23 protein-coding genes are annotated in these 24,646 nt (G+C 57.4%); 4 read left to right on the top strand and 19 right to left on the bottom strand.

Features of this window, described 5'->3' with window-relative positions:
• The first annotated feature begins 488 nt into the window (after positions 1-488).
• The 4 genes from glnA (at position 489) to ntrC (ending at position 5,433) form a co-directional block, all read left to right on the top strand.
• A complete protein-coding gene (glnA, locus tag JJO78_RS18205; RefSeq protein ID WP_036203429.1) occupies positions 489-1,892 on the top strand; it encodes a glutamate--ammonia ligase in 1,404 nt (467 codons plus the stop codon).
• A 175-nt stretch (positions 1,893-2,067) separates the two neighbouring features.
• Positions 2,068-2,598, top strand: coding sequence for a DUF4124 domain-containing protein (locus JJO78_RS18200; protein ID WP_036203426.1), 531 nt, complete (start codon positions 2,068-2,070; stop codon positions 2,596-2,598).
• Between the two features lie 328 nt (positions 2,599-2,926).
• Positions 2,927-4,009, top strand: coding sequence for a nitrogen regulation protein NR(II) (glnL, locus tag JJO78_RS18195; RefSeq protein WP_036203423.1), 1,083 nt, complete (start codon positions 2,927-2,929; stop codon positions 4,007-4,009).
• Entirely contained in the window at positions 4,006-5,433 is a 1,428-nt protein-coding gene (gene ntrC, locus JJO78_RS18190) for a nitrogen regulation protein NR(I) (RefSeq protein WP_041335667.1), read from the top strand. The genes glnL and ntrC overlap by 4 nt, the downstream gene beginning before the upstream one ends.
• Before the next feature lie 11 nt (positions 5,434-5,444).
• Here the strand turns inward: ntrC and JJO78_RS18185 are convergent, their stop codons facing one another.
• From JJO78_RS18185 to JJO78_RS18095, 19 genes are all read right to left on the bottom strand, one after another.
• Entirely contained in the window at positions 5,445-9,215 is a 3,771-nt protein-coding gene (locus JJO78_RS18185) for a DUF6701 domain-containing protein (RefSeq protein ID WP_273624387.1), read from the bottom strand.
• Positions 9,212-9,625 carry a hypothetical protein gene (locus JJO78_RS18180; RefSeq protein WP_199448889.1) on the bottom strand — a complete coding sequence of 138 codons (414 nt, stop codon included), beginning with the start codon at positions 9,623-9,625 and terminating at the stop codon, positions 9,212-9,214. Before JJO78_RS18180 ends, JJO78_RS18185 begins: the two co-directional genes overlap by 4 nt.
• Positions 9,615-10,394 carry a PulJ/GspJ family protein gene (locus tag JJO78_RS18175; RefSeq protein ID WP_036203405.1) on the bottom strand — a complete coding sequence of 260 codons (780 nt, stop codon included), beginning with the start codon at positions 10,392-10,394 and terminating at the stop codon, positions 9,615-9,617. The genes JJO78_RS18180 and JJO78_RS18175 overlap by 11 nt, the downstream gene beginning before the upstream one ends.
• Positions 10,394-10,894, bottom strand: a complete 501-nt coding sequence (locus tag JJO78_RS18170; RefSeq protein WP_085681641.1) for a type II secretion system protein — start codon at positions 10,892-10,894, stop codon at positions 10,394-10,396. The genes JJO78_RS18175 and JJO78_RS18170 overlap by 1 nt, the downstream gene beginning before the upstream one ends.
• Positions 10,894-11,340: a type II secretion system protein gene (locus tag JJO78_RS18165; RefSeq protein ID WP_273624386.1), complete on the bottom strand. Its 447-nt coding sequence runs from the start codon at positions 11,338-11,340 to the stop codon at positions 10,894-10,896. The genes JJO78_RS18170 and JJO78_RS18165 overlap by 1 nt, the downstream gene beginning before the upstream one ends.
• A gap of 82 nt (positions 11,341-11,422) precedes the next feature.
• Positions 11,423-11,890, bottom strand: a complete 468-nt coding sequence (locus tag JJO78_RS18160; protein ID WP_273624385.1) for a type IV pilin protein — start codon at positions 11,888-11,890, stop codon at positions 11,423-11,425.
• A 33-nt stretch (positions 11,891-11,923) separates the two neighbouring features.
• Positions 11,924-12,433 (bottom strand): type II secretion system protein, encoded by a 510-nt coding sequence (locus JJO78_RS18155; protein WP_273624383.1) that lies wholly within the window; start codon positions 12,431-12,433, stop codon positions 11,924-11,926.
• 34 nt (positions 12,434-12,467) lie between these two features.
• Positions 12,468-13,049, bottom strand: a complete 582-nt coding sequence (locus JJO78_RS18150) for a hypothetical protein (protein ID WP_273624381.1) — start codon at positions 13,047-13,049, stop codon at positions 12,468-12,470.
• Entirely contained in the window at positions 13,050-14,279 is a 1,230-nt protein-coding gene (locus JJO78_RS18145) for a type II secretion system F family protein (RefSeq protein WP_075195659.1), read from the bottom strand.
• Positions 14,279-16,075: a GspE/PulE family protein gene (locus JJO78_RS18140; protein ID WP_273624380.1), complete on the bottom strand. Its 1,797-nt coding sequence runs from the start codon at positions 16,073-16,075 to the stop codon at positions 14,279-14,281. The genes JJO78_RS18145 and JJO78_RS18140 overlap by 1 nt, the downstream gene beginning before the upstream one ends.
• 3 nt (positions 16,076-16,078) lie before the next feature.
• Entirely contained in the window at positions 16,079-17,257 is a 1,179-nt protein-coding gene (locus JJO78_RS18135; protein ID WP_085681644.1) for a tetratricopeptide repeat protein, read from the bottom strand.
• Entirely contained in the window at positions 17,254-18,093 is an 840-nt protein-coding gene (locus JJO78_RS18130) for an ExeA family protein (RefSeq protein WP_036203392.1), read from the bottom strand. Before JJO78_RS18130 ends, JJO78_RS18135 begins: the two co-directional genes overlap by 4 nt.
• Before the next feature lies 1 nt (position 18,094).
• Complete coding sequence (gene mshL / locus JJO78_RS18125) at positions 18,095-19,831, bottom strand: pilus (MSHA type) biogenesis protein MshL (protein WP_036203391.1); 1,737 nt, start codon at positions 19,829-19,831, stop codon at positions 18,095-18,097.
• Positions 19,828-20,139 (bottom strand): hypothetical protein, encoded by a 312-nt coding sequence (locus tag JJO78_RS18120; protein ID WP_085681645.1) that lies wholly within the window; start codon positions 20,137-20,139, stop codon positions 19,828-19,830. The genes mshL and JJO78_RS18120 overlap by 4 nt, the downstream gene beginning before the upstream one ends.
• A gap of 1 nt (position 20,140) precedes the next feature.
• Complete coding sequence (gene gspM, locus JJO78_RS18115) at positions 20,141-20,839, bottom strand: type II secretion system protein GspM (protein WP_036203381.1); 699 nt, start codon at positions 20,837-20,839, stop codon at positions 20,141-20,143.
• Entirely contained in the window at positions 20,836-21,444 is a 609-nt protein-coding gene (locus JJO78_RS18110) for a PilN domain-containing protein (RefSeq protein ID WP_127402090.1), read from the bottom strand. The genes gspM and JJO78_RS18110 overlap by 4 nt, the downstream gene beginning before the upstream one ends.
• The gene (locus JJO78_RS18105; protein ID WP_199480604.1) at positions 21,441-22,349 is read right to left on the bottom strand and encodes a biogenesis protein MshI; all 909 of its coding nucleotides are present in this window, start codon (positions 22,347-22,349) and stop codon (positions 21,441-21,443) included. Before JJO78_RS18105 ends, JJO78_RS18110 begins: the two co-directional genes overlap by 4 nt.
• 160 nt (positions 22,350-22,509) lie before the next feature.
• Positions 22,510-23,037 (bottom strand): single-stranded DNA-binding protein, encoded by a 528-nt coding sequence (gene ssb, locus JJO78_RS18100; protein ID WP_075195655.1) that lies wholly within the window; start codon positions 23,035-23,037, stop codon positions 22,510-22,512.
• Between the two features lie 58 nt (positions 23,038-23,095).
• Positions 23,096-24,466, bottom strand: coding sequence for an MFS transporter (locus tag JJO78_RS18095; RefSeq protein ID WP_126810622.1), 1,371 nt, complete (start codon positions 24,464-24,466; stop codon positions 23,096-23,098).
• Positions 24,467-24,646: the final 180 nt, after the last annotated feature.

Genomic DNA, 24,646 nt, shown 5'->3' with positions numbered 1-24,646 from the left:
GTCTCAAATCCGTAAAATGAATTTCATTTGTCGGGCCGGGAAGCCCGAATACCCCCTGAAGAAACTCAGCGTCTGTGCTGAATACCTGAGGCAAAAATGAAGTGGCGCGCAGTATATAGCAAACTCACTTGCGTTTATATGAAGAAAAACGCTTATCGAAGCAACAACCCAACCGCATCATTTTGGTGCATTATTTCAGCTATCGCACCGTTTTAACGCACCACGAAAGAGCGATAGGGCCACCCAATCAGCACATATCGCTCCAAAACAGCCCGAACGCCTTGGTATTGCGCACTTGTGGCGCATGCATCAAAAACTGGCAAGGCTATTGCTAAACCTTAAGCAGCCGAATTTGCAGGTAACTCGCAACAGCTTTTGTTAAGCTGCCCTACCTGAAAGAAAGATCGGGAGTCAGCACTGCTGAACGATCCGGCAACAATGTACACAGAAATCGCCCGCACGGCGGGATAACAGACGGAGCATGCACAATGTCCAAGACGATTGATCTGATCAAGGAACACGAAGTCAAATGGATCGACCTGAGATTCACTGACAGCCGTGGCAAAGAACAACACGTAACGCTGCCGGCCACCGAGGTGGACGAGGACTTTTTCAGCGACGGCAAGATGTTCGACGGCTCTTCAATCTCCGGCTGGAAAGGCATCAATGAATCCGACATGATTCTGATGCCGGACGACAGCACCTCCGTGCTGGACCCGTTCACCGAAGAAACCACACTGAACATTACCTGTGACATCGTAGAGCCTTCCACCATGCAGGGCTATGAGCGTGACCCACGCTCCGTTGCCCGCCGTGCGGAAGAGTACCTCAAGTCCACCGGCATCGCTGACGGTGCCCTGTTTGGTCCAGAGCCTGAGTTCTTTGTTTTCGATTCTGTTAAATGGAATGTGGATATGCAGGGCGCTTCCTACCACATCCACTCTGAAGAAGCCGCCTGGGTATCCGGCGAAGACTTCGATCGCAACAACATCGGTCACCGCCCGGGTGTTAAAGGTGGTTACTTTCCGGTTCCGCCAGTGGATAGCCTGCACGACCTGCGTGGCGCCATGTGTGCCGCTATGGAATCCATGGGCCTGGAAATTGAGGTTCATCACCACGAAGTCGGCACCGCTGGCCAGTGTGAAATCGGCGTTGGCGCCAACACCCTGACCCGCAAGGCTGACGAAGTGCAGATTCTCAAGTACTGCGTACACAACGTGGCCCACGCCTACGGTAAAACCGCCACCTTCATGCCCAAGCCTGTGGTTGGTGATAACGGCTCCGGCATGCACGTACACATGTCCCTGAGCAAAGACGGCAAGAACCTGTTCGCAGGTGACAGCTATGCCGGCCTGAGCGAAGCAGCGCTTTACTATATCGGTGGTGTCGTCAAGCACGCCAAGGCCATCAACGCCTTTACCAACCCTGCAACCAATAGCTACAAGCGTCTGGTTCCGGGCTACGAAGCACCGGTTATGCTGGCCTACTCCGCCCGTAACCGTTCGGCCTCCATCCGTATTCCATACGTGAACAGCCCGAAAGCACGTCGTATCGAAGTGCGTTTCCCTGACCCGGCGGCCAACCCGTACCTGGCGTTCGCTGCATTGATGATGGCCGGCCTGGATGGTATCCAGAACAAGATCCACCCGGGCGATGCCATGGACAAGGATCTGTACGACCTGCCGAAGGAAGAAGCGCTGAACATTCCGAAGGTTGCTGAAACCCTGTCCGAAGCTCTGGATTGCCTGGCTGAAGATCATGAATTCCTGACCCGCGGCGGCGTGTTCACCGAGGACATGATTGCCGGCTACATCGATCTGAAGCGCGGTGAAGTTGAGAAACTGAACATGACCACACATCCGGTCGAGTTCCAGCTCTACTACTCCTGCTAATCCGTTCGTAAGGATCAGCAACCCAGAAAAGCCCCGCCTCGTGCGGGGCTTTTTCGTGTACGACCGCACATTTCGGCCAGCCTTAACGGAATGTAACCAAGCTACCGGGTAATGGCGTTGAAATACTCATGACTGGCGCTGATAATCGGATAAAACAATCAAACAGGTTGTCTCTATGAATGCACGGTTCGCACTACTCTCAGGCATTGTCGCTCTCGCGGCGTTTCCGGTTTCCGCCGAGGTCTATCGCCAGGTGGATGCTCAGGGCAACGTTACCTATACCGACGAACCCTCGGAAGGCACGCCTGCTGAGGAGATCAAAGTGAAACCGGTCACCACGGTCACCCTGCCAAAACTCGAAGCGGTTCGTGAGCCAGAGCGGTTGCGGGAAAAAGTGCAACAGGAAGGCTCCGTCTACGACAGCGTCCGTTTCCTCGCGCCGGGCGATGACCAGGCCTTCCACAGTGGCAGCGGCGACGTGGAATTCCGCGTGACCAGTTCACCTGGCCTTCGGGGCAGCCACAAGTACGAAGTGACACTCGACGGCCAACCGGTTGGCCAGAGCGCTTCCGGGACAGTGATGGTGCGCAATGTGTTTCGCGGCACCCACGATGCAGGCGTCAATATCGTCGACAGCAACGGTGTTACCGTCAAGAGCGGCGAAACCATTACCTTCACCATCCACCGGCCCAGCGTCAACAACTGATGCACCCTTCCGGGGCCCCGACCGCTTCGAGCCGGGGCGCCATACAAACGCAGACCTGTAGCGGTTAGCGAACCACCACGCCATTCTTGATTGCACCATTTTAGTGCGATCGCACCATAAAAAAGCCATACTCTGACCATTCCCAGGGCGGATATCCGCGGGCAGGCTTTACGCAATGATATTTCTGCACTACACCACGCCGTGTTCACAGGCCTGTAACCCGCATGCCCGCTAAATGCGCACTGTCATAGCCACGAACAGCCAATGTGGTTCGTTTTTTGCAAAACTGCCTTAGCAACCCGCAAGGCCCATCAAAAGGGACAAACGAATGGCAATACCGGCCGGATACAAAAGCATACTGGACAGCCTGACCACAGCCGTACTGGTGCTGAGTGACGGGTTGCGGGTCCAGTACCTGAATCCGGCGGCCGAAAGTCTGTTTGAAACCAGCGTAACCAGAAGTAAGGGAGCCCCGATCAACGACATCCTGATCGACTCTGAAGATGCCCTGCAAACACTGTATGCGGCAGCCGAGAATGGCCAGTCGTACACCAGACGCGAAGCGGAGTTCATACTGACAAGCGGATTGCGGCTAACGGTTGATTATTCCGTGTCCCCCATAAGCCTTGAGCCAACGGAACTGTTGATCGAAATCCAGCCCAGGGACCGCTTGCTACGGATCAGCCGGGAAGAAGACATCATCTCCCAGCAGGAAACCACCCGGATACTGGTCCGGGGCATGGCCCATGAAATCAAAAACCCTCTTGGAGGTATTCGCGGGGCCGCCCAGTTGCTGGACCGCGAGCTGCACAACGAAGACCAGAAAGAATACACCCAGGTGATCATTGCAGAAGCGGACCGCCTGCGAACCCTGGTGGACCGCATGCTCGGCCCGAACAAAGCCCCAAAAATGGCGTCCACCAATATTCATGAGGTTCTGGAGCGCGTCAAAACCCTTTTGGAAGCTGAGAGCCGCGGCCGCCTGAACTTCCGAAGAGATTACGATCCCAGCCTGCCTGAGTTCCAGGGCGACAAGGAACAGCTGATTCAGGCTTTCCTTAACATCGCCCGCAACGCCATGGAAGCCGCGTTCGAGAACCAGGCGGAGATGACCGGCGACGAACAGCCGACGATCACCTTCCGCACACGCGCATTGCGACAGTTCACCATCGGCCACAAACGCCATCGCCTGGTGTGCCGCGTGGATGTGATTGATAACGGCCCGGGCATACCACCGGATCTGTTGCAAAACGTTTTCTACCCGATGATCAGTGGGCGAGCCAGCGGCACAGGCCTCGGCCTGTCCATCACCCAAAGCATCATCGGGCAACATCACGGGCTTGTTGAATGCGAGAGCGAGCCCGGAAAAACCGACTTCATCATCTTCCTGCCTCTGGAGGAAAACCAATGAGCCAACCGGCAAACGTCTGGATAATTGACGACGATCGCAGTATACGTTGGGTGCTGGAGCGCGCCCTGAACCAGGCCGGTATGCAGCCCCGGGTGTTTGAAAGTGGCGAAAGCATCATGATGAGGCTGGAGCACGAACAGCCCGATGCCATCATCAGCGACATCCGTATGCCCGGCGTCGACGGCATCACCTTGCTCTCACAGATTGTTGACTCACACCCGGATCTGCCGGTGATCATCATGACCGCCCATTCCGACCTGGAAAGCGCGGTGACCAGCTACCAGACGGGCGCCTTCGAGTACCTTCCAAAACCGTTTGACGTGGATGATGCCGTCGCACTGGTGAAGCGGGCCGTTGCTCACAGCCACGAACGCCGGGCCACCTCGGAGCCGCAAGCTGAAAGCGCACAGAGAAATGCCGAAATCATTGGTGAAGCGCCTGCGATGCAGGAGGTGTTCAGGGCCATCGGCCGATTGTCCCACTCCAACATCACCGTACTGATCAATGGCGAAAGTGGTACCGGTAAGGAACTGGTTGCCCAGGCCCTTCACAACCACAGCCCCCGGGCCAGCCACCCTTTTATCGCACTCAACATGGCCGCGATTCCAAAGGACCTGATTGAGTCCGAGCTGTTTGGCCATGAGAAAGGCGCCTTCACCGGCGCGGCTGCCGCCAGGCAGGGTCGCTTCGAGCAATCCAACGGAGGCACCCTGTTCCTCGACGAGATCGGTGATATGCCCGCCGACACCCAAACACGGTTATTGCGGGTGCTTGCGGATGGGGAGTTCTATCGGGTGGGCGGCACCACGCCTATCAAAGTGGACGTCCGCATCATCGCGGCTACACACCAGGACCTGGAAAAGCTCGTCCAGGCGGGCACCTTTCGGGAAGATTTGTTCCATCGCCTGAATGTTATCCGGGTGCACCTGCCAAAACTCGCGGAGCGCCGCGAGGACATCCCGCGGTTAATGGAACATTTCCTCAAGCGGGCTGCCCGGGAACTGGCCGTGGAAACCAAAATACTGCGCCCGGAAGCCGAGGAATACCTCACCACCCTGCCCTGGCCCGGCAACGTCCGCCAGCTTGAGAACACCTGTCGCTGGCTGACGGTGATGGCCAGTGGCCGCGAGGTTCACATCGATGACCTGCCGCCCGAGCTGATGCAGCAGGCCGAAGCGCCGGCCACCGGCCAGACCTGGCAGGAAGGCCTGCGCAACTGGTCGGAACAGGAGCTCAAACGCGGCCACAAAGGCATTCTGGATACCGCCGTGCCGGAGTTTGAACGCATCATGATCGAGACCGCATTGAAGCACACCGGCGGGCGCCGGCGTGATGCCTCCATCCTGCTAGGCTGGGGACGGAATACCTTGACCCGCAAGATTAATGAACTCGGGATGGATCACCCGGAGGGGGAGGAGGACTGACCCCCTTCCCGCTATTTTTCCTGCCAGTATATAACGCGGTCGTGGCCACGGTAGACGCCGAAGGTGGCCAGGGCTGAGGGCGCTTCGGCAGTACCATCCTCGTCTGAATCCTCCCGGAGCCATTCGTCAACTGTCCATGTCAGTCGATCTGTACCTTGGGAGCCGGTCGCCTGAAGCCGTAGTGGTCCGGCCTCACCCGCGGTAAACGTGCCCGAATCCGAAACGAGTGTGTGGTGATTGGCAGCGCTCGAAATGGTGGCTGTCGTCCAGCTGGTGCAGTTATCGACCGTATTGGTTACGTACCGCGAGCCATTCCAGTATTCCAGCCTGAAAGGCATCCGTAGCTCTTGCACATTTTCAGGACCATACACGTTGTCCATGGACAACCGGCCAAAACGGATGTCGAAAGTCGCTGCCGGTGAAAATTTATACGGCGCATCGTCGGCACTGACGCCATCAGCGTCGGTGATATCAGTCACACCATAGGTCAGAAGATGATTCGCTGGGCCGGGAAGGTCGGGTGGGGAAGGTGGCGGCGTAAGGGGGGCAACCCTCGCTTCAGGGACCTTCAGGTAACGAACGGTATCACCAGCAGCATAGTTGAACTGCAGAAGACCGGGCTCGGCCACCGACAGCTCCTCCCCTGGGGATACGTTGGTACTGACGTCAATGCTCTCATTCTCACGGTTCACTGCCGAGCTGTCTTCGACGGGAAAAGTTCGAATCACGTCCTCCTTGACCAGCTTCTGGAATCCGGGCTCGGTGTAGTTCCTGGTACGAGCTCCATCCATCGACAGGGCTTCAATTGTCAGTGTTGGCGCCAATAACCATGAAATGTCCTGCCCGGTGTAATTGAAAGGCGTTGGTGCACCGCAATGAGCGCCCAGTGCACCTTCGTCAATGGTGACGTTAAAACGATCGGGGTAAAAACGCCCCGTAGGTGCACTGGTGCCCTTAGGCACCGTTTTACCAAGATACCCACCGGTTACCGGAGTCGCTGTAAAACGGAACACGCCAACCTCTGACATCTTTACGCTGACCGTTTCAGTCGCATCCAATGACCGGGAATGGGAATAGCTAGAGGGCGACACAGTGCCATTGACACCACCCGAGGGCGCAACCAGTTCCGAGGCAATGGGGACCGTCAACATCCGGAAGTTAGGAGTAACAGGGTTTGCATCACATAGATCGGTGTCAGTGTCGCTCTGCCAGCCAACAGCGGTGATCGACAGATCAAAAGGCTCATCGGCCCTGACGAATACGTCACAAGAAGAATCGCCCGCCGCACACGCTCCTGCGCTACTGACACAAAACCCCGCCGGGGTGCTGACAAAGGCATCTGAGCCTGGCATCGACAAGCCTTCGTCGTTATTCGCAGGTGATCCGTCATATCTGGCACCGAGGTCCAGACGCCCCGCATCCGGGTAGCTGACTTCAATCTCGGCGATACCGTCATCACCAAATGAGAGGTTCAGAGGTGTAGGCGCACTCTCGTCCCCACTGATATCCGTGTTGTTCACCGACAAGGGGCGATCAACAGGACGGCCTCCCGGGCCGGGATCCACATACGTTGACCAGAAATGGACTTCCCGCTCAGCGTTTTCAAACGCTGGAACACACGCTTGGCTTGCATCGTCCTGCCGTACGGCTTGAACCTGCACCGGGCCCGAAGGCTTGTGGGATGTCAGATCGGGAATATCAAAAGCCAGCCCTGACTCAAAAAACTCCAGCTTGCAGTTTTCAGAAGACAGAGGACTGCTGCCGCGCCGACACAGCGTTACGGATTGAGGACGAGTTGATGGCTGCGAGCCCACCACATTGAGGACGACCTCACCGGCGACTGTATTCTGCAATACGAACTCGCCCGTCCCGCCAACAATCGTCACGGGATTGCCTCCCTGCCAGCCTTCAGTAGGCTCAAGCGTTGCCTCAACCGGGTCGGTAAAGAGTTCGTTGTCGTTACACCCTGCAGTGGCACAGGCACGGATGGTGACCGTTTCTGGCTGGCAGGTCAGCGCCACGCCATCATGAAGGATTTCAAAATGATCAACCTGGGCGCCCACCGGGTTCAGCTTGAGGGCGCACAACTGGAAGCCGTCCAGTTCATGGATATTGTTAGAACCGCCGGTGGAGCCCGTCAACGACAACAGGAAATTTTCTGGCACAGCGGGCTGCCCAGGTTCGTTCAGCGCATTAAAACTTTCCACAAGGATCTGGTAATTGTCACCAGTACCGGACACATCACGCTCCACCGATACCAGGGCCTCGCCGGAAACACGTGAATCTACGGTGACCCGGTAACGATGGGCAGACGGATTGTTTCCCGGCTGGTCAATACCCGGAGATACACTGCCGGTTCCCCGCAAATACCGGTACCCACCCTGCTCTGCTCCCCTGACGGCGACTGCATCCCGTCTGAATCCCGCCCCTCCAACACGGCCTTCGTTGGAGTTAGAAAAATTACCAAACTCATCAAGACCTATACCAAGCCACCCGCCGGCAAATCCCGGATCTCCATTACTCCTCTGGGCGTACCCCAGGGACCCGCCATAACTTCCAGGCTGAGGCGTCACCCTCGCATCAGAAAGTACGACTGCCAGACCATCCGCGCCATTTCCCCCATAGGCGTAGTAATCGAATTCAATGATCACCAGATTTTCCGCACCCGGAATCTCGCGCTGAATAGTTGCAGCCGTGGCCTGGTTAGAACGGGCTTCTGTCATACGAAGACGACCGTTCACAATACTTGGCGTGAAATTTCCTCTCGACACGGATGTCACCCAATCGTCTGCAGACAGGCTGCCATCAAGATAATCATCAGTGAAGCAGGTGAGCGCATCGTCGTCGCTCACATCCATAGTGATCGTGTCGCCACCATGCTCCTGCCACCCACCACAAAAGAAGCCTAAAAAACAGTTCCGGTACTCAACCGTTAACAGGACCGCGTACTGTCCTTCCGTATCGAACGTATCTGTCCGGATAAGCGGCGACCTTGAGCAGCTGGATGATCCAGATACAGACTGAGCCACCTGCTGTCCATCGACCAACCATGTTTCACGCCAGTCCTGAGTCGAGAGAGTCGGCACTGGAGGGCAACCTGCCACATCAGCAGAAAACGAAACGCTATCGTCGACGCCTATCGACACTGGGCCCACTGACTCACCGTTGGCCGACAAATCCACGGGCCCCGCTGCTCCTGAATCACACAGCCCTTCCAACAGGTCCGTATTGACGTCAGAGTCAGAAAACTCTACGTCTCTGTTTCCAGTGGAAATCGCCCCTCCGGCGGCTACAGCACCGTCGATGTAGACGTTGTTCCCAATCGACGCCGAGCCAGCTGCGTATATCAGACCATTAATCACAACCCGGTTGTTTGCACTATTCCCGCCACCTGCAATGCTGAGGCTTCCGCGCACAACAATAAGCAGTTGGTCCGGAGAGCCGGATTCGTTCAACCGAGTGCCGCGATCAATTGTCAGGTTGCCGTTGACGAATATGACCTTTTGCGCCCCGGGCTGAAGCACAAGCTCATAGCTAGGTCCTGGCTGAGAGGAGACATATTCCTCACCTCCCAATTGGGGAACTCCTGAGGGAGGCCAGGTTCCGTTGGCCCAGTTCACACCGGTAAGGTCAAGGGTGTTTCCCGATGCCTGCAGGTTGTCATTGACACCATCCGGTTGACTGAACACATCGCTACATTGTGCCGCATACGCCAATGGAGCAATCATCGAACACAGAACAATAACCACGATCCGTGGTAACTCGCGCAGAACAGACATCATCGCACACGCACCTCTACCACCCTGGTTGATTCATCCGGCCCAGCACCGCATTGCCCGGTACTGGTTATGGTATACACCGTGTTGCCACCGGAACCGCCAATATTGGCCGCTACCGACTCGCAGGTCATGCGGGAACGACAGCTTTGCAGTCCGCCGGCATCATTAAAAACCAGTGGGCTGTTCAGCCCGGCACAGTCGGAGGCCTCGAGCACGTCACGAACCGCGACCTGCGCACCGCTTTCAGCCGCAAAGAATGCCCGCTGTGACTGAATCTGCAGGCTGACTGACTCACCGCTGATCTGCTGCATCTGAGACATGCCCAAAACCAGCAGCGACAGCACGGTGATAACAAAGAGGGCAACGGGCAGGCCTGCACCAGCCTGATGCTGTCGAGATCTGTCAGGGAACATTGCGGATCTGTACCTCCTGACTGATGGCGGTGGACTCTCCGGTTCCAGTATCTTCCAGCACCAGACGGAAGGACACTACCGCACCACGCTGCAAGGTAGGGGGCGTAACCTCAAACAACAGTGATGCCGCCTCAAGGTTTGCTGCCAGGACCTCGCGCCCCGGATACGCGATTGGCAAGCCGGACGCCACCGGCTCGTTGATACCGTAGTTTCTGTATCGGTATAGCCAGCGGCCAGACTGGCAGAGTGCTACCGGGTCACCAACAACATAAAATCGCTTCTCAGGCGATTTAGCGGAAAAACGATGGGGCGAGTCCAGAGTGACCGTCACCGGTGAAGCACCGGCAGGCATAGTCGCCAACGGCGACACCGGGCCGGGATTGGTCACATCGTAGAGATTACTGCCGTATCCATAGACCACAACCCGGCCCCTTGCGGAACCTCCATCCGGAAGCGGCACCGCTTCAAACGAATCAGGAGTCGGCCCGCCGGGCAAATTCTCGTAGTTCGACGCAGCAATGATCGGCATCCATTCAATACAGGAACCGCTCGAATTGGTCCGAACCGAAGTCGGCAGGGCTTCCCTCAGCCCCCGGCTGATATGCTCGCTGACAACCACGCCAGTAAGCGCCCGCTGCTGACGAGATCCCACATCAATGGCACCACGGGTGGAGAGTGCTACAAACTGCACCGAAATCGTAGCAACAATAGCGAGCAGAACGATCACGATGACCAGCTCCACAAGGGTAAACCCTGCCACACGCCTCATCAGAAATTTGCCCTGTAGGCCGAAAATGAAAACGATTGCCCTCCCGGAGCAAGAACCGTTAGATCGACCCTTTTGGCCTCAGAACCGGGGAGTCCCACATCAGCACCAGCACAAACCACCGAAACTGAAACAGAAAAGCCCGCATAGCCATCAAGAACTTCACCATCGTTATCGCGGGCGTTTTTCGGCGGGCTATCCGTCAAGTCGTTGTAGTCATCGACGTCATCGTAGGTACCGCGTTCTTCACCAGGTTCTGCTCCTATATTGCAGCCGCCTGAATATTTCGGCATACCTCCCTGAGGCACTGAGTCGTCGTACTTCCGGGTAATGATTTCATCCATGTACAGCTGTGCAAGCTCTACGGCCCGGGTCTGGTTCAAGGGATCAGCGCTGCGACCACTGATAAGGGCGAACGCTCCCACCACTCCGGCAATGGCCACACTGATAATGACAATGGTCATCACCAGCTCCACCAGGGTGGCACCGCGCTGGTCAGACATCACAGCTGACAACTCCCACGATAGACCGCACCGAGGGAACTCAGGCAGGATTCAAAGGTGCTGTCGCCAGTAAAGGTAAACTCGATATTGGTCCCGGCCCCTGGTGAACCGTCTGCTCCGAATGTCACCGTCAGTGGCAAGCCACTAGCAACAGACAAAGACGTTTCCGCCCGTGGCAGCTCAAACGTCCTCGCCCCGACGGTAAACCGGAAGTGCTCTGCACTCTGTGAAATGGTCAGACTGTTAGAAGAGTTGCCTGCCAACGCTGCTTGTTGGGCAAGCAGCGTTGCAGAGGCAAGTTGTTGGGTAGCCAACAAGGGAGAAAAGGCGGAGCGGCTGGCAAGCAGGCCAACACCCAGAGCGGAGAGAACCCCGATCAGGATGATGACCATGACCAACTCAACAAGGGTGAACCCCGATGACATCGGGGCGATTCTTTTTCTCATGCCCCACTCCCGGATTTACCGTAGCTGCATTACTCAGGTCGAATTAGAGAGTCGCTAACTCGACCTACACTACTACAATTGCTTAGCAATCAGCGGTTGCTCGAGCTGTCACGCCACCGGTCGAAGGGTCATATGTGAAGTTACAATCTACAGTCCCGTTCCCATCGGTATCCTCTGCTGATACCAGTTCGATATTTCCACCACTGAACACAAAATCGTTTGCATCTAACTGTGCAGCGGTACCAATACCAGCAGCATCGTTTGTCGGATAGCCCTCTGCGGACATGGTGATTCCGTTAGCGCCATCCAGATTAACCGCCTGACTCGCAACGCTGCCATTGGCAACCCAGCGGGAGTGGGCGATTGCAGCTGCTGACTTCACAGAACCAACACCGCCTTCAAGTGCTGCCGAACGAGCATCGGTTCCAAAATCCGCAAACCTCGGCAACGCAAACGCGGCCAAAATCCCGAGAATCACAATCACCATCACCAGTTCAATAAGGGTGAAGCCTTTCTCTTTTCTTGCTGCCATCTGGTTCATCATATTCATGGTCTTCTCCTGCTTTTGCTGCTTTAAAATGGATTAATTAATAACCCGAATTACTTCGCCGCTGTCGGCGTCGTATTGAATGTTGTCCGTGCCACCATTGAGGTTGTACTCGTAGGTACAAACGGACCCGCTTGCGCTTGCTGTGTAATCGCTTGTACTGCCCGACGTTGCCACGGTCGGCGCGTTCGACTGCATCAGGGCCAGCCAGAGGTTTTGGCACTCTGTGGCACTCATGGCGGTCGGGTCGGTGTTGCCACCTACGCCCGTTGGCCAACCGTCAGCACTCACGTCGACGTTTTCCTCGCCAAAGCCGGGCAGATTGGTTTGTGCGCCAGCGGCGCCACGGGCGGTCCACTGGGCACGAACCAGTGCAACAGCAGCGGCGTAGGCGCCCGAGGTGCCCTGGATGCTTGCCCGGTGGGCCTCGTCCGACAGTTCGGCGAACCTTGGCAACGCAAAGGCTGCAAGAATGGCGAGTATGGAGATCACCACCACCAGCTCAATCAGGGTAAACCCCTTTGTCTGGCGCGATTTTAGTGTCATTGCCCTCATAGCGTGGCCTCCCTGAGGCTTGTTATCAATGTTCGGCACGATCGTTTTGCGTCTCCACCGGCTGCAATCTCAGCCCGGACTGGAGATCCTGTCCATCAAGGCGTCCGTTGCCGTTCCTGTCCGTGAACTCGACCGCCACAACCCAGGCCATGGGTGTGTCGCCGCTTCCCTGCCTGTCTCCAAGGGTTATCGGCTGGCGTGGTTGAAATATAACCTGTCCCTGCGCGCCTGCCGTGTCTTTTTTGTAGCCTTTATCGCCGGTTTGTAACGGCTTGAAACACCACCTGCCGGGCTCCGGCAGCCCGTCATGACAAACCCCATCATACCGGGCCGGTTCTGATCCAAACCATTCGAAAGGGTTTCCGCCCGACCAGGCCCTGAAGTCGGCCCCTTCCTGCAGGCGAATCTCCGCCCCTTTTACGACCAGCACACTTCTGATCTGGTTGATCATCAGCCGTGTACCTTGTTGTTCCGCCCTGCCGGCTTCCCGCTCTACAACTCCCAGTATTACCCACCAGAGGGTAAAAAGGATGCACAGGGCCACCAGAAACCTCAGGCGATGTGAATTGGTCAGCACCGACATCGCCGAATACTTCTGGCCGGTCATTCACCCACGCCCCATGGCGGCCGCTCCCAGGTCCCATATGGGCAGAAACACGCCCAGTGCAAGAATGAGAACCAGGATACCCATGGCCACGATCAGTATCGGTTCGATGGATTCCGCCAGCCGCTTGAGGCCGTAGTCCACGTCTTCATCGTAAAAGTCCGCCACATTCACGAGCATGTCGTCCACCGAACCGGTTTCCTCACCCACCGCAATCATCTGCAAGATCAGCGGCGTGAACATATCGCTCTGCCGGGCTGTCCGCAGCAGGCTTTCACCGCGTTCGATACCGATCCGCATCTCCTTGATGTGTTTGGATATCCAGGCGTTATCCGTGGCGTCTGCAACCACGGTCAACGCATGGGTCACGGGCATACCCGCAGACAGCATACTGGCGAAGTTACGGGCAAACCGGCTTAGGGTAATCAACTCCAGCAGCGGTCCGATAATAGGCATTTTCAGTTTGTAGCGGTCCCAGGTCAGGCGTCCCTGGTCGGTGTTTTTCCACTGCCTCACCAAAAGCGCCGTTGCAGCCATACCGAACAACACGATGTACCAGTAGCCCAACAGGAAGTTTGAGGTACCAACAAGTACCTGGGTCAGGAATGGCAGGTCGGCACCCAGTTTGCTGAAGACCGCCGAAAACTTCGGAATCACCAGGAAGTTCACCACCATCAGCGCCCCAAACAGGGCAATCATCACGAAGGTGGGATAACGCATGGCCTGCTTGAGGCGCCGTTTGGTGTCCCGCTCCAGCTCGAGGATCTCAGACAACCGCTTGAAGGCGTCGTCCAATTGCCCGGTGTTCTCCCCCACATGGATCATGGCGATAAACAGATCCGGAAACACCTTGGGATGCGCCTGCATGGCGGTAGCCATCGTGGAACCGGCCTCAAGGCGATCCGTTACGTCGTCCAGCACTTCGCTGAGCGCGGGCGAGCGCGTCGTGTCCGCCAGGCCACGCATGGTTCGTATCAACGGGATGCCCGCCTTGGTCAACGCATGCATCTGACGGCAGAACACGATCAGTTCGTCCAGGGTGATCTTCTTGCGGAACAGCGGCAAGTTGTTCAGCCGGTCGCCGATGGATTCGCCTTGTGCCTGCTCATGGATCGCCAGGGGTGTGATGCCCCGCCGCATGAGTTCAGACGCTGCCGCCTCGGGGCTCGGTGCAGCCAGCGCACCCTGTTGCACGACTCCTCTGCTGTCCTTACCCCGGTACGTAAACTGCATCAGACACCTCCCTCATTGGGAGCAGGGTTGTCGGCGCCGCTATCACCAGAGGATTGAGAGAGCACCGGCACCTCATCCAGGGACACGTCGCCCTCAGAGGTCGCCGCCACCCGGGCCACTTCTTCCAGAGTGGTCACGCCCTGCAGTGCAAAATCCATGGCACAAAGACCAAGCGGCCGGTAAAGGTGGCTCCTGCGCGCTTCCCGGGTGAAACCGGCGATGTCCTGGCGGCGCAGTGCGTCCAGCATCGCCTCGTTCATTTCCAGCATTTCGTACACACCCAGACGCCCCCGGTAACCACTGTTGCTGCACTGGTAGCAACCGCGACCATGTACAAACCCGGCCTCCAGGTCGAGCGGATCAAGATCGAACTGGTTCAGCCAGACTTTTTCCTGACTGGTGGGCTCGTAGGCCTCGCGACAGTTCTCACAAACCTTGCGCACCAGCCGCTGGGCAACAACGCCAAGCAGGGAACTGGCCACCAGGAAAGGCTCCACGCCCATATCAATCAGTCGCATGGCGCTGCTGATGGAGTCGTTGGTGTGCAGCGTCGAGAGCACCAGATGGCCGGTCATCGCCGCACGCAGGCCAATCTCGGCGGTTTCATGGTCCCGCATCTCGCCCACCAGGATCACGTCCGGGTCCTGGCGCAGCGCGGCGCGCAGTACACTGGCGAATTCCAGGCCGATTTTCGGGTTTACCTGCACCTGGGTAATGCGCGGCAGCCGGTACTCCAGCGGGTCTTCTGCGGTGATGATTTTGACTTCCGGACGGTTGAGTTCGGTTAGCGCGCCATAAAGGGTTGTGGTCTTACCGCTACCGGTCGGGCCGGTGACCAGGATCATGCCATGGGGCTTCTTGATCATACGGCGGAAGTTTTCGAGCAGCGTTTCCGGCATGCCGGTGACGTCCAGGTTCAGCATGCCCTGGCTCTGGTCCAGCAAACGCATGACCACCGACTCGCCGTACTGAACCGGCATGGTGGAAACCCGCACATCGATGCTGCGGCCCTTTACGCGGATATTGAAGCGGCCATCCTGGGGAATCCGCTTCTCGGAAATGTTCAGGCCAGCCATCAGTTTAAGGCGTAGCACCAGAGCGGAGTTAACCCGCTTTTCCTTCATCACCTGTTCCTGCAGCACGCCATCCACCCGTTGGCGAATACGTACCACAGTCTCATCAGGTTCAATGTGAATATCGGAGCTGCGGGCCTGCACGGCATCTTCAAACAGCGTCTGCAGAAGCTTTACCACAGGTGCTTCCGCGCTTTCAGACTCGGCGCTGAGGTCCGCCAGGTCAAAGGCGTCGTCGCCCAGTTCGTCTTCCAGTTCTTCCGCCAGCGAGGCAATTTCGTCAGTACGGCGATACACCAGATCGAGGGTATTCAGCAGTTCGCTTTCCCGCACAACGGCCTGCTTGATCGGCTGTTTCAGCACCCGCACCAGTTCGTCGTAGGCGAAGATGTCGAGCGGGTCGGCCATACCTACCAGCAATTCGCCGCTCTGTTCCGCCAATACGATGCTGCGGAAACGGCGGGCCATGGCTTCCGGCAGCTTCTTGACCAGCTCGTTATTGAACTGGAAGTGGCGCAACTGAACGAATGGCACATCCAGTTGGCGTGACAGGATGTTGAGGAGGTTGTCCTCTTCCACATAGCCCAGATCGATCAGGGTACGGCCCAGCTTGCGTCCGGTATTTTTCTGCTCACGCAAGGCGGTCATCAACTGTTGCTCAGTGATGACGTCGTTCTGGACCAGCAGGTCGCCTATGCGGATTTTTTTCTTTGCTTCAGCCATGGATCATCCTGCCCGCAATGCCTGCAGGCGTTGCTGTACGTAGTCGGCCAACGACCGGGGCAGCCCCGGAAGTTCGGCTGCCTGCTGGTAGGCCCTGGCCGCTCCGGCCTGCTCGCCCTGTGTCTCGAGGGAAATTGCCAGCCCCACCCACCATGGAGCCTGGCTGTCATCCCAGGCAATCAGTGCCGCCCAGTGCCGGGCGGCTTCTGCACTGTCACCCTGTTGTTGCAGCAACGTTGCCAGCGTAACGCGGTATTCGGCATGTCCTTCCACAGGCGGAATGCTCGACGTCAGTGTGTTGAGGGCCGCACCCAGATCATTGTTGGCGTGCAGGGCCCTTGCTCTCAGCAAACGCAAAGCCGTGTTTTGTGCGGTAACCTCCGCGGGCAGCCAGCCAAGGGCCTGATCCTGTTTGCCATCAACCAGCAATGCCCTGGCAACCACATAGCGGCTGCGGGGGGCGTCCTGCTCCCGGGTCAGGGCCGCAAGACGGCGCTCTGCGTCGGTAATACGGCCCTGCGCCACCAATTTTTCCAACTCCCTCGCAGTGCTGCGATCGGTCGCAGCCGGCGTTTCCGGCACCTGTTTCACGTCAGCAATGGCAGTCTTTTCTGGTTCCGTTTCCTTAGCTTCTGTTTCTGCCTCTTTCTCTGGCTCCGTCGATGACGGTTCAACCTTTTCCCTTTTCGCCACCGAGGCAGGGGGCGACTGGGCTGGCTCCTGCTCCGTGGTATCAGGTTCCGTGGTTTCCGGTGACAACGGCTCTGGTGCCGGGTTTTGAGACGCGGGTGTCCGCGGTGTGGATGCTTGTATTTGAACCGGTTCCGGCTCAGCCATTGCGGGCGACGACACGGCCTTCACCGCTTCTGCTGGTTCTTCGGGCTCCGCTCGCGAAACGTCAGCGGCAACATCGCTTACCTTGGCTTGACTTGGTTCATCTGCCGAGGGCGCAGTATCGGTAGAGGGAACTGACGCGAGTTCTGCGGGGGCAGAAGAGGAGTCGATGGAGAGCAGCCAGTAGCCGCCAAGGCCAGCGACTACGATCGCCAGAACCACCAACACGCTCACCAACGCACGCTTGCGATTGCCAGCCTGCGCCTGACCTCCCGCATAGACTCCGGGCGCCACAGGCCGATCCTGGCGCTGTTCGGCGGCCCGCAGAGCATCATTGAGCAAACTCATAGCCACCTCACCAGAAGGTTGGGCACGCGGGCGCTGTCAGTGTCCCTGACTGCTTGCATCACGTGCCAGCGGCTGACCTGTTGGTCGCCCCGGCCCCACGCTGACAACAGGGACTTATGGGCGATAATATTGACCAACCGCGGGATACCGCCGGATGAGCGGGAAATCAAACGCAGTGCGGAGGGTGCAAACAGGTCACCGCCGTTGTACCCGGCCTGGGACAGGCGGTGCCTGAGGTACTGTGCTACCGACACCTTATCCAATGGTGCCAGGCGATACTGAAAGGTAATCCGCTGCCGTAGCTGCCTCATGCTGTCTCGTTGGAGTATCTGGTCCAGTTCCGGTTGTCCGAATAGCACCACTTGCAACAGCCGGGTACTTTCGGTTTCCAGATTGGTCAACAGACGCAGCGCCTCGATGGTTTCCTCGGGCATGGCCTGGGCTTCATCAATCACCAGCACCACCTGGCGTTGCTCCATGGCCAGCGCAATCAGGCGCTCGTTCAGAGCTTTCAGTATCTGGTGGGTGTTGGCGCAACTCGCAACGTCCACACCCAGCTCCTCCGCCACAGCCTCATAGAGGGTCTCCGGTGTCAGGTGCGGGTTGGGAATGTAGGCCGTATGGGCGTCCTGCTCCAGCTCATTGAGCAACAACCGGCACAGCAGGGTTTTGCCGGTACCAACCTCGCCGGTGATTTTTATAAAGCCTTCCCGTTCACGCAAGGCCACCAACAGCAGTTCCAGCGCATCGCTGTGGCTACGTGCCCGGAGGAAATACCGGGTGTTGGGCGTCAATGCAAACGGTGCTTCCTGCAGTCCGAAATGAGCTTCGTACATGCTAGCGCCTGGCTTTCTCCGGTTGGGGTTTCACAGATTCGGAAGACTCCAGCAGTTCCCGCAGAACCCGCATCCGGTCGCGACTGGCCGATACATCCGCATTCATCTGCTGGCTGCCGGCAACCACGGGGCGCAACAGGATGACCAGCTCGCTCTTGCGAGACTGGAACCGTCGCTGTTTAAACAATTCTCCCAACAAGGGAATTTCACTGAAGAAGGGCACTGCCGAGTTGTTGTCCTCGCTGGTGTTCTGGATCAACCCGCCGATCACTACAATCTGGCCACTTTCGGCACGGATCACACTGTCGGTCTCGCGAACCGTGCTGAGCGCCAAAGGCAGTGTGACGTCCCGGTCGCCCACCGTGATCACCTTCTCCTGATCATTCACCTCGCTCACGGAGGGGTGCACATGCAGGGTAATGGCGCCGTCTTCTGAAATCTGTGGGGTAACGTCGAGCGAAATCCCGGAGAAAAACGGGGTCAGTTCCACTGAGGTGGAGGTCCGGTCAGTGGCTGTCACTGCCGAGTTGTTGTCGTCGAAGTCGATGTCCGTTACGAAAAACTCGTCGGTGCCAACCTTGATCACCGCTTTTTGATTATTGATGGTCGAAATTCGGGGGCTGGAGAGAATCTGCACATTGCCCTGCTCGCCCAAAAGTTCAATAAGCGCCGTGAAGGTTCCTTCCCGGAAGGTCGCCGAAAACAAGCCCCCAATATCGGAGGTCCGTATCGCCTGCCCCGCCAGCGATTGGGCAGTGAACTCGGCCGGCAAGCCATCGCTCGCTGTTACCGAGGAGGCACTCTGAATATCAGACCAGTTAACCCCTTGCTGATAGCCTTCATTCAGACCAATCTCCAGAATCTTGGCTTCCAGCACCACCTGCCGCTGCATAATCAACTGAGTTCGGCGAAGGTACTCTTCCACCTGCGCCAGGGACTTTCCATCGGAGCGCACCATCACCAGCCCCGCGCCGGGATTGATGATCACCTGATTGCCATTCTCCGATCCTACGATCATTTGCAGCGCGCGCTGAATATCGGTCCAGAAATCGGACTCGGTCTCGGTGGAGATGCGAGTGCCAACGAGATTCGCTGTTGAAGTGTTGTCGGAATTGTCCTGCGACGCGCCCGCACCGGTTGAATTGTCACGTGAACTGCTGACCTGCCCTGAACTGACACGGGTTTCAGAGCCGCCACTGCGCTTGAAGTGCAGGTAGTCGATCGGGAACATCCGAGTCTGGACGCTTTCAGCCTTTACCTGAAACAGTCGCCCGTTGCGCTGAATATCCAGGCCATAGAGGTCACTGGCGATATCCATAACTTCGGGAACAGTCACGTCCCGGAGCCTCAGGTCAACAACCGCGTCAACACCGGGGTGAACCACCACGTTATACCGGCTACCCTCCACCAGCGCTTCGAAGAACGGGCCGGCGGCAAGGCCACGGGCATCGACATCGAACCGTTCCTCATCATCCGTGTCAGCAGACAGCGACGGCATCAGGGCCGCACTGACTTCTTCCGGAACACCTGCCCGTGCGGCCTGTTCCCGCTCGGCACGCTGCAACGCGGATTTGGCTTCGGCCTCCGCCAGCGCGTCATCAATCGACTGGGCAGCGTCCGTCGAGGTGGCCTGGCTGGTGCGCATCAGCGGGTTATTGCTGCAGGCGGCCAGTGACGTTGCCAGCAGCACGGTCAAAAACGTTCGATTCAGTGTCATAGCAGCTCGTTTGTCTGTCATTGCGAACTCCGCACTTGCGGAAGGGGGTCCAGGCGTAGAACGCGCACTCTTCCCTGATCAACCAGCTCAACCCGGTCGGGGTAAATACGCCGAATGCGAACCCCCTCAAACGCCTGCCCTTCCCTGCGGGCCTCTCCATCGATAACCGCCAACCTGCGATTATTGCCAATAAATATCGACGCCAGTGAAAACTCCCTCGCCGGTTCTGACTGTGGCGCACTGCCTGAAAAGCCGCTCGGCCGGGTTGGATCCTCAAGGGCAAAGGCATACCCTGCAGCCAACATCAATACGATCAGCAACACCCTCATTTCAGACTCCCAACCATGCACGGTCCAGGCTCAGTGTCCTGACCCGAACCCGGATCTCGTTGTGCGGATACTCGCTGACATCATAGTCAAGCAGCACCCAACCGAGGCGGGCGTCCATGGCTTCAAGGGTCTCGAGGTAAGACAGCACGTCCATATAGCCTCCACGAATGGCAATTTCCGCATCGTGTGCGAACAGCAGCGGCTCACGGGTTTCATTGTCGTCATTGCTGTTAGTATCTTCTGGCGTGCCAGGACCGTCCTCAAATACGGGCACAGGCGGCATCAATTCAACACCCAGCAGCTCAAGTTCTTCCTGGGCCGCCAGGATGTCCCGCAATAATCCCACCATGGCCCTCGGCGCGATCAGCCGTCCGGTGGTTTCGGCCAGTTCCTCATCGAGTTGGTCAAGACGCTGCTGGCGCGACGCGAGCCTGTCCCGAATTTGTTGGGACGGGTCGGAGGACAAGCGCGCAGTCAACACCTGTTGTTGCTCAAGCAACGACGCCTGAGTGTTGGCCAAAGAATCCAGGCGGGACTGGAGCTGGTCGTTGCGGCCCATCACAGGCGCTACACACAATTCCCAGCCAACAAAAAGAACCAGGACCACGGCGGTTACAGTAATCATTGCCCGCTCGCGAACAGGACGGTCATCGAACCAGGCTATGCCTCTATCAAACTGCTGACGAAAAGCCTGATTCATTCAGCACCCTCCCAGTTCCTGTCCGTGGCAACCTGAAACTCAATCCAGCGCCCGTCTTCCTCTCGGTCAAGCCGAAAGCTGCCGAAGGTCTTGCCCACGAAGGCGGGCTCCCCGCTAAGCTTTTCGAGGTATATCGGCACAAGCCGTCCAGACTGCGACCTGCCTGCCAAAGCAACATTCCCCTGATGACCGTCCAGACGGATGTGCGTCAGCCAGAGTCCTTGCGGCACCTGTCGGGCTAATGCCGACAGCTGCGTTGAAAATCCCGCTGCTTCGCTGGCCACCAGGTCCTCCACACGACTCAGCAATCGCTGCCTTCGTGCCAACGTCGCGGTTACACGCTCAAGGGCGGCTTCAACCTCAGGGTCGGGTTGGCGGGCTTCCGCCTCAGTGGTCAATTGTTCCACCGCACGCTGTAGCTGATCATTCTGTGCCTGCCGAGAATCGACCTGCGCCTGCAAGTGCGACGCCTGATATCGGACACCCCCTGCGGAAACCACAATCACAACCAGCGCCAGGGCCAGAATGGACAACGCCATCCGGGCCTGCAGTTTTTCCTTTCGGGGACGCAGTTCATCGGTATAGAGGTTGACCTGCTGGATCATTTTGCCCCCTTGCCGGTCGGTACCAGACTTGCGCCCCAGGCAACCAGGCAGCGGCTGTCCAAGGGTTGATCAAGACCGTAAGGCGACCAATCCAGCGTTTCAACGGTGGCGGCCACATAGGAGGCAAGCATGGAGGGCAATGGCATGAGGTTGTCACGCGCCACCAGGCGAATGACGGCAGGGGGCACTTGCCCCAACTGGCTTTCGTAATAATCGAGGGAGCGTTGCATCTCAAGGGCCAAAGACTGCACGGCATTTTCCTGCCGCGCTGCATCCCGGAGGTCATCCGAAGTCACGTCCAGCCGTCGCGACAGGTACAGTGTTTCGCCTTTACAGACGATCATCTGCCCGAACCGCTCGCGCATGTGCACCACGGCCGCCCCCCGATGATCGGGATCAATACGGGGCACCAGGTTACGCAGAGCCAACTCGGCGATATCAATGGAAATCAACGCCAGATCGCATGCCTCGACCAGTGCAACCAGCTCACTAATGAGAGACTTTCTGGCGGCAACCACGTTAACCAGGTCCCCGCGGCCACGAGAAGCATCTTCCGGAAACGGAAATACATCGCAGACTGCATCGGACGGATTGAAATCGAGAATGTCCTTGAGTTTCCACTTCAGGGCATCACCAAGCTCCGAGTCTTCAACGCCCTCAGGGCGCTCCAACTGGAACACCTGGTATTGATCCATCGGTAAAACCAGAGTGGTATCGACACCGGCCCAGGCGCGCTCGCCGACTAATGCACGGAGAACAGACTCCCGCTTTGCCGGCAAGCAATCGGCAAAAGCCGCGCTACCTCCGGATTCCGCCCACGCGATGCCGTCAGGACGAATTTCCAGATAGATCTGCTGCCGTTTATCGGAACGATTCAGAAAGCTTTTAATAAAGCTCAGGGCCACTCGAAAGCCTCGATGCCTAAAAAATGGACGATTCTTATAGTGACTTTAATAGTAGTTGAAAAAGTAAACGTAATTCCATGTTTTATTGTTCTATTTCACTGCTTTTTGCAACTCGTTAACAGAAAAGCCCCCGCTTGGCGGGGGCTTTTTGTAACTAACCCTAGAAGGGTATGTCGTCGTCGAAGTCATCAACCGGTTCCGGCATGCTGCCTTGTGACGGCTGACTGTAGCCCCCGCCTCCGGATTGCTGCCCAGACGGGCCCGCGGCTGCTGGCGCGGCATTGCCCGCTTGCTGCGGACGGCCAGCGGGAGCACCTTGGCTCATGCCGCCGCCTTCGCCACCACGACTGTCGAGCATCTGCATCTGGCCGTTGATGTCCACCACTACCTCGGTGGTGTAGCGATCCTGACCATCCTGCCCCTGCCACTTGCGCGTCTGTAACTTACCCTCGATGTAGACCTTTGAGCCCTTACGCAGGTACTGACCAGCCACCTCGGCAATCTTGCCGAACATCACAATCCGGTGCCACTCGGTTTTCGGCACCAACTGGCCTGTTTGCCTGTCCTTGTAACTTTCATCGGTTGCAAGGTTGAGGTTCACCACCGCATTGCCATTCGGGGTATAGCGGGTTTCCGGGTCCTGCCCCAGATTCCCAATCAGAATAACCTTGTTTACGCCTCGTGCCATGATCTGCTCCTGACTCTGTTTTCAGGGATGGCCTGCCTTCCCTGCAGACCTCCGAATTTCAAGATTGGCTGCCCTGCCGGACAAATGAAAAGCCCGCAAGCGACAGTTCATCAAATGTTTGACGATCCACCTTCAGGTAGGCAGTTTCCGCCTCCTCCAGGATGACAACATCCTGCACCCCGGGGATGCTTCTCAGCGTGTCATCAATCTCATCAAACTGACTGTAAACCACAGGCTGCAACTGTACCACGAAACTGGTGGTATGGCCCGGGGTCGACATCGTCAACGCTACCGCGAGCCATATCAGCAGCGCACCTACCATAAACCAAAGCACGCCCTGAAGACCCAACTGCTCGAGCAGAATACCACCAACCGCCCCACCCAGAAATGCCCCAAAAAATTGCGACGTGGAATAGACCCCCATAGCAGTGCCTTTTGCCGCTGCCGGCGATTCTTTGCTGACCAGAGACGGCAAACTGGCCTCCAGCAGGTTAAACGCCATAAAGAAGAAGAACAGCACCCCCCAGGCCATCGCAAGCCCACCACCAAGCGCGCCAACACAAGCGGTTGATAGGGCAAGCAGCGCGATGGCACCACAAAAAACAGGTTTCATCCGGCGCTTTTTCTCCCCAACGATAATAAACGGCACCATGGCAAAGAAAGAGGCCACCATAACCGTCAGGTAGAACCACCAATGTGACGAAGCGGGAAGCCCCAGCCGATCCTGAAGCAGGGTTGGAAACACCAGGAACATCGCGGTCAACACCAGGTGTAATGCAAAAATTCCGAAATCCAGCCTCAGCAGTCGGCCATCAGACAGGACGGTTTGCAACATTGCCCTGGCCGGATGGGTATCCGCACTGGACTTGTGCTCATGGGGTGTTGGCACCACACGATTGACGATCATTATTGCCACCAACGCGAGTACGGCCGTGGCATAAAAAATGCCGGACAAACCAGAGACAGACCCCAGCAAGGGCCCCAGAACCAGCGATACGGAAAATGACAGGCCGATGGAGATGCCGACCGTTGCCATAGCCTTGGTCCGCTCCTCCTCCCGCGTCAGATCACTCAATAACGCCATCAAAACACTGGCGATGGCGCCCGCGCCCTGAAGAATCCGACCAGCGATTACAACGTATATGGAGTCTGTAGAGGCTGCCAGCAAACTGCCTGCGGCGAAAAGTACCAGCCCGATGTAGATCATCCGTTTACGGCCAACGCGATCAGACAGCATGCCAAACGGAATCTGCAGCAGCGCCTGGCTCAGACCATAGGCACCGATGGCCAGACCAATCAGCGCCGGTGTTGCGCCGTCAAGATCACTGCCAAGGAGCACGAACACTGGCATCACCATAAAGAGCCCAAGCATCCGCATGGCATACACGGATGCCAGTGCTGCAACAGAGCGTCTTTCCAGTGAATTCATGAGATGCCTGACCTGTTACGGTGTCCGGAAACGAGGGTTCAGAAGGGGCACATGCCCCTTCAGGAAATCGCCGCGCATTGTAACAGAAGCCACGCAGGCAGGGCATCGTGCATTTACCTGCTTAAAAGTCCCGGGCACTTGGCCGGCCGGGGGGCAAACACGGTATAATTTTCGTTTTTT

The organism is Marinobacter sp. DS40M6 (assembly GCF_028581595.1).
GTDB lineage: Bacteria > Pseudomonadota > Gammaproteobacteria > Pseudomonadales > Oleiphilaceae > Marinobacter > Marinobacter salarius.
This window is presented reverse-complemented; position numbering and strand designations above follow the sequence as displayed.

Excerpts from the sequence above, each read along its gene's own strand:
- glnA (WP_036203429.1), top strand. The coding sequence starts at position 489 with ATGTCCAAGACGATTGATCTGATCAAGGAACACGAAGTCAAATGGATC.
- JJO78_RS18200 (WP_036203426.1), top strand. The coding sequence starts at position 2,068 with ATGAATGCACGGTTCGCACTACTCTCAGGCATTGTCGCTCTCGCGGCG.
- glnL (WP_036203423.1), top strand. The coding sequence starts at position 2,927 with ATGGCAATACCGGCCGGATACAAAAGCATACTGGACAGCCTGACCACA.
- ntrC (WP_041335667.1), top strand. The coding sequence starts at position 4,006 with ATGAGCCAACCGGCAAACGTCTGGATAATTGACGACGATCGCAGTATA.
- JJO78_RS18185 (WP_273624387.1), bottom strand. The coding sequence starts at position 9,215 with ATGATGTCTGTTCTGCGCGAGTTACCACGGATCGTGGTTATTGTTCTG.
- JJO78_RS18180 (WP_199448889.1), bottom strand. The coding sequence starts at position 9,625 with ATGTTCCCTGACAGATCTCGACAGCATCAGGCTGGTGCAGGCCTGCCC.
- JJO78_RS18175 (WP_036203405.1), bottom strand. The coding sequence starts at position 10,394 with ATGAGGCGTGTGGCAGGGTTTACCCTTGTGGAGCTGGTCATCGTGATC.
- JJO78_RS18170 (WP_085681641.1), bottom strand. The coding sequence starts at position 10,894 with ATGTCTGACCAGCGCGGTGCCACCCTGGTGGAGCTGGTGATGACCATT.
- JJO78_RS18165 (WP_273624386.1), bottom strand. The coding sequence starts at position 11,340 with ATGAGAAAAAGAATCGCCCCGATGTCATCGGGGTTCACCCTTGTTGAG.
- JJO78_RS18160 (WP_273624385.1), bottom strand. The coding sequence starts at position 11,890 with ATGAATATGATGAACCAGATGGCAGCAAGAAAAGAGAAAGGCTTCACC.
- JJO78_RS18155 (WP_273624383.1), bottom strand. The coding sequence starts at position 12,433 with ATGACACTAAAATCGCGCCAGACAAAGGGGTTTACCCTGATTGAGCTG.
- JJO78_RS18150 (WP_273624381.1), bottom strand. The coding sequence starts at position 13,049 with ATGACCGGCCAGAAGTATTCGGCGATGTCGGTGCTGACCAATTCACAT.
- JJO78_RS18145 (WP_075195659.1), bottom strand. The coding sequence starts at position 14,279 with ATGCAGTTTACGTACCGGGGTAAGGACAGCAGAGGAGTCGTGCAACAG.
- JJO78_RS18140 (WP_273624380.1), bottom strand. The coding sequence starts at position 16,075 with ATGGCTGAAGCAAAGAAAAAAATCCGCATAGGCGACCTGCTGGTCCAG.
- JJO78_RS18135 (WP_085681644.1), bottom strand. The coding sequence starts at position 17,257 with ATGAGTTTGCTCAATGATGCTCTGCGGGCCGCCGAACAGCGCCAGGAT.
- JJO78_RS18130 (WP_036203392.1), bottom strand. The coding sequence starts at position 18,093 with ATGTACGAAGCTCATTTCGGACTGCAGGAAGCACCGTTTGCATTGACG.
- mshL (WP_036203391.1), bottom strand. The coding sequence starts at position 19,831 with ATGACAGACAAACGAGCTGCTATGACACTGAATCGAACGTTTTTGACC.
- JJO78_RS18120 (WP_085681645.1), bottom strand. The coding sequence starts at position 20,139 with ATGAGGGTGTTGCTGATCGTATTGATGTTGGCTGCAGGGTATGCCTTT.
- gspM (WP_036203381.1), bottom strand. The coding sequence starts at position 20,839 with ATGAATCAGGCTTTTCGTCAGCAGTTTGATAGAGGCATAGCCTGGTTC.
- JJO78_RS18110 (WP_127402090.1), bottom strand. The coding sequence starts at position 21,444 with ATGATCCAGCAGGTCAACCTCTATACCGATGAACTGCGTCCCCGAAAG.
- ssb (WP_075195655.1), bottom strand. The coding sequence starts at position 23,037 with ATGGCACGAGGCGTAAACAAGGTTATTCTGATTGGGAATCTGGGGCAG.
- JJO78_RS18095 (WP_126810622.1), bottom strand. The coding sequence starts at position 24,466 with ATGAATTCACTGGAAAGACGCTCTGTTGCAGCACTGGCATCCGTGTAT.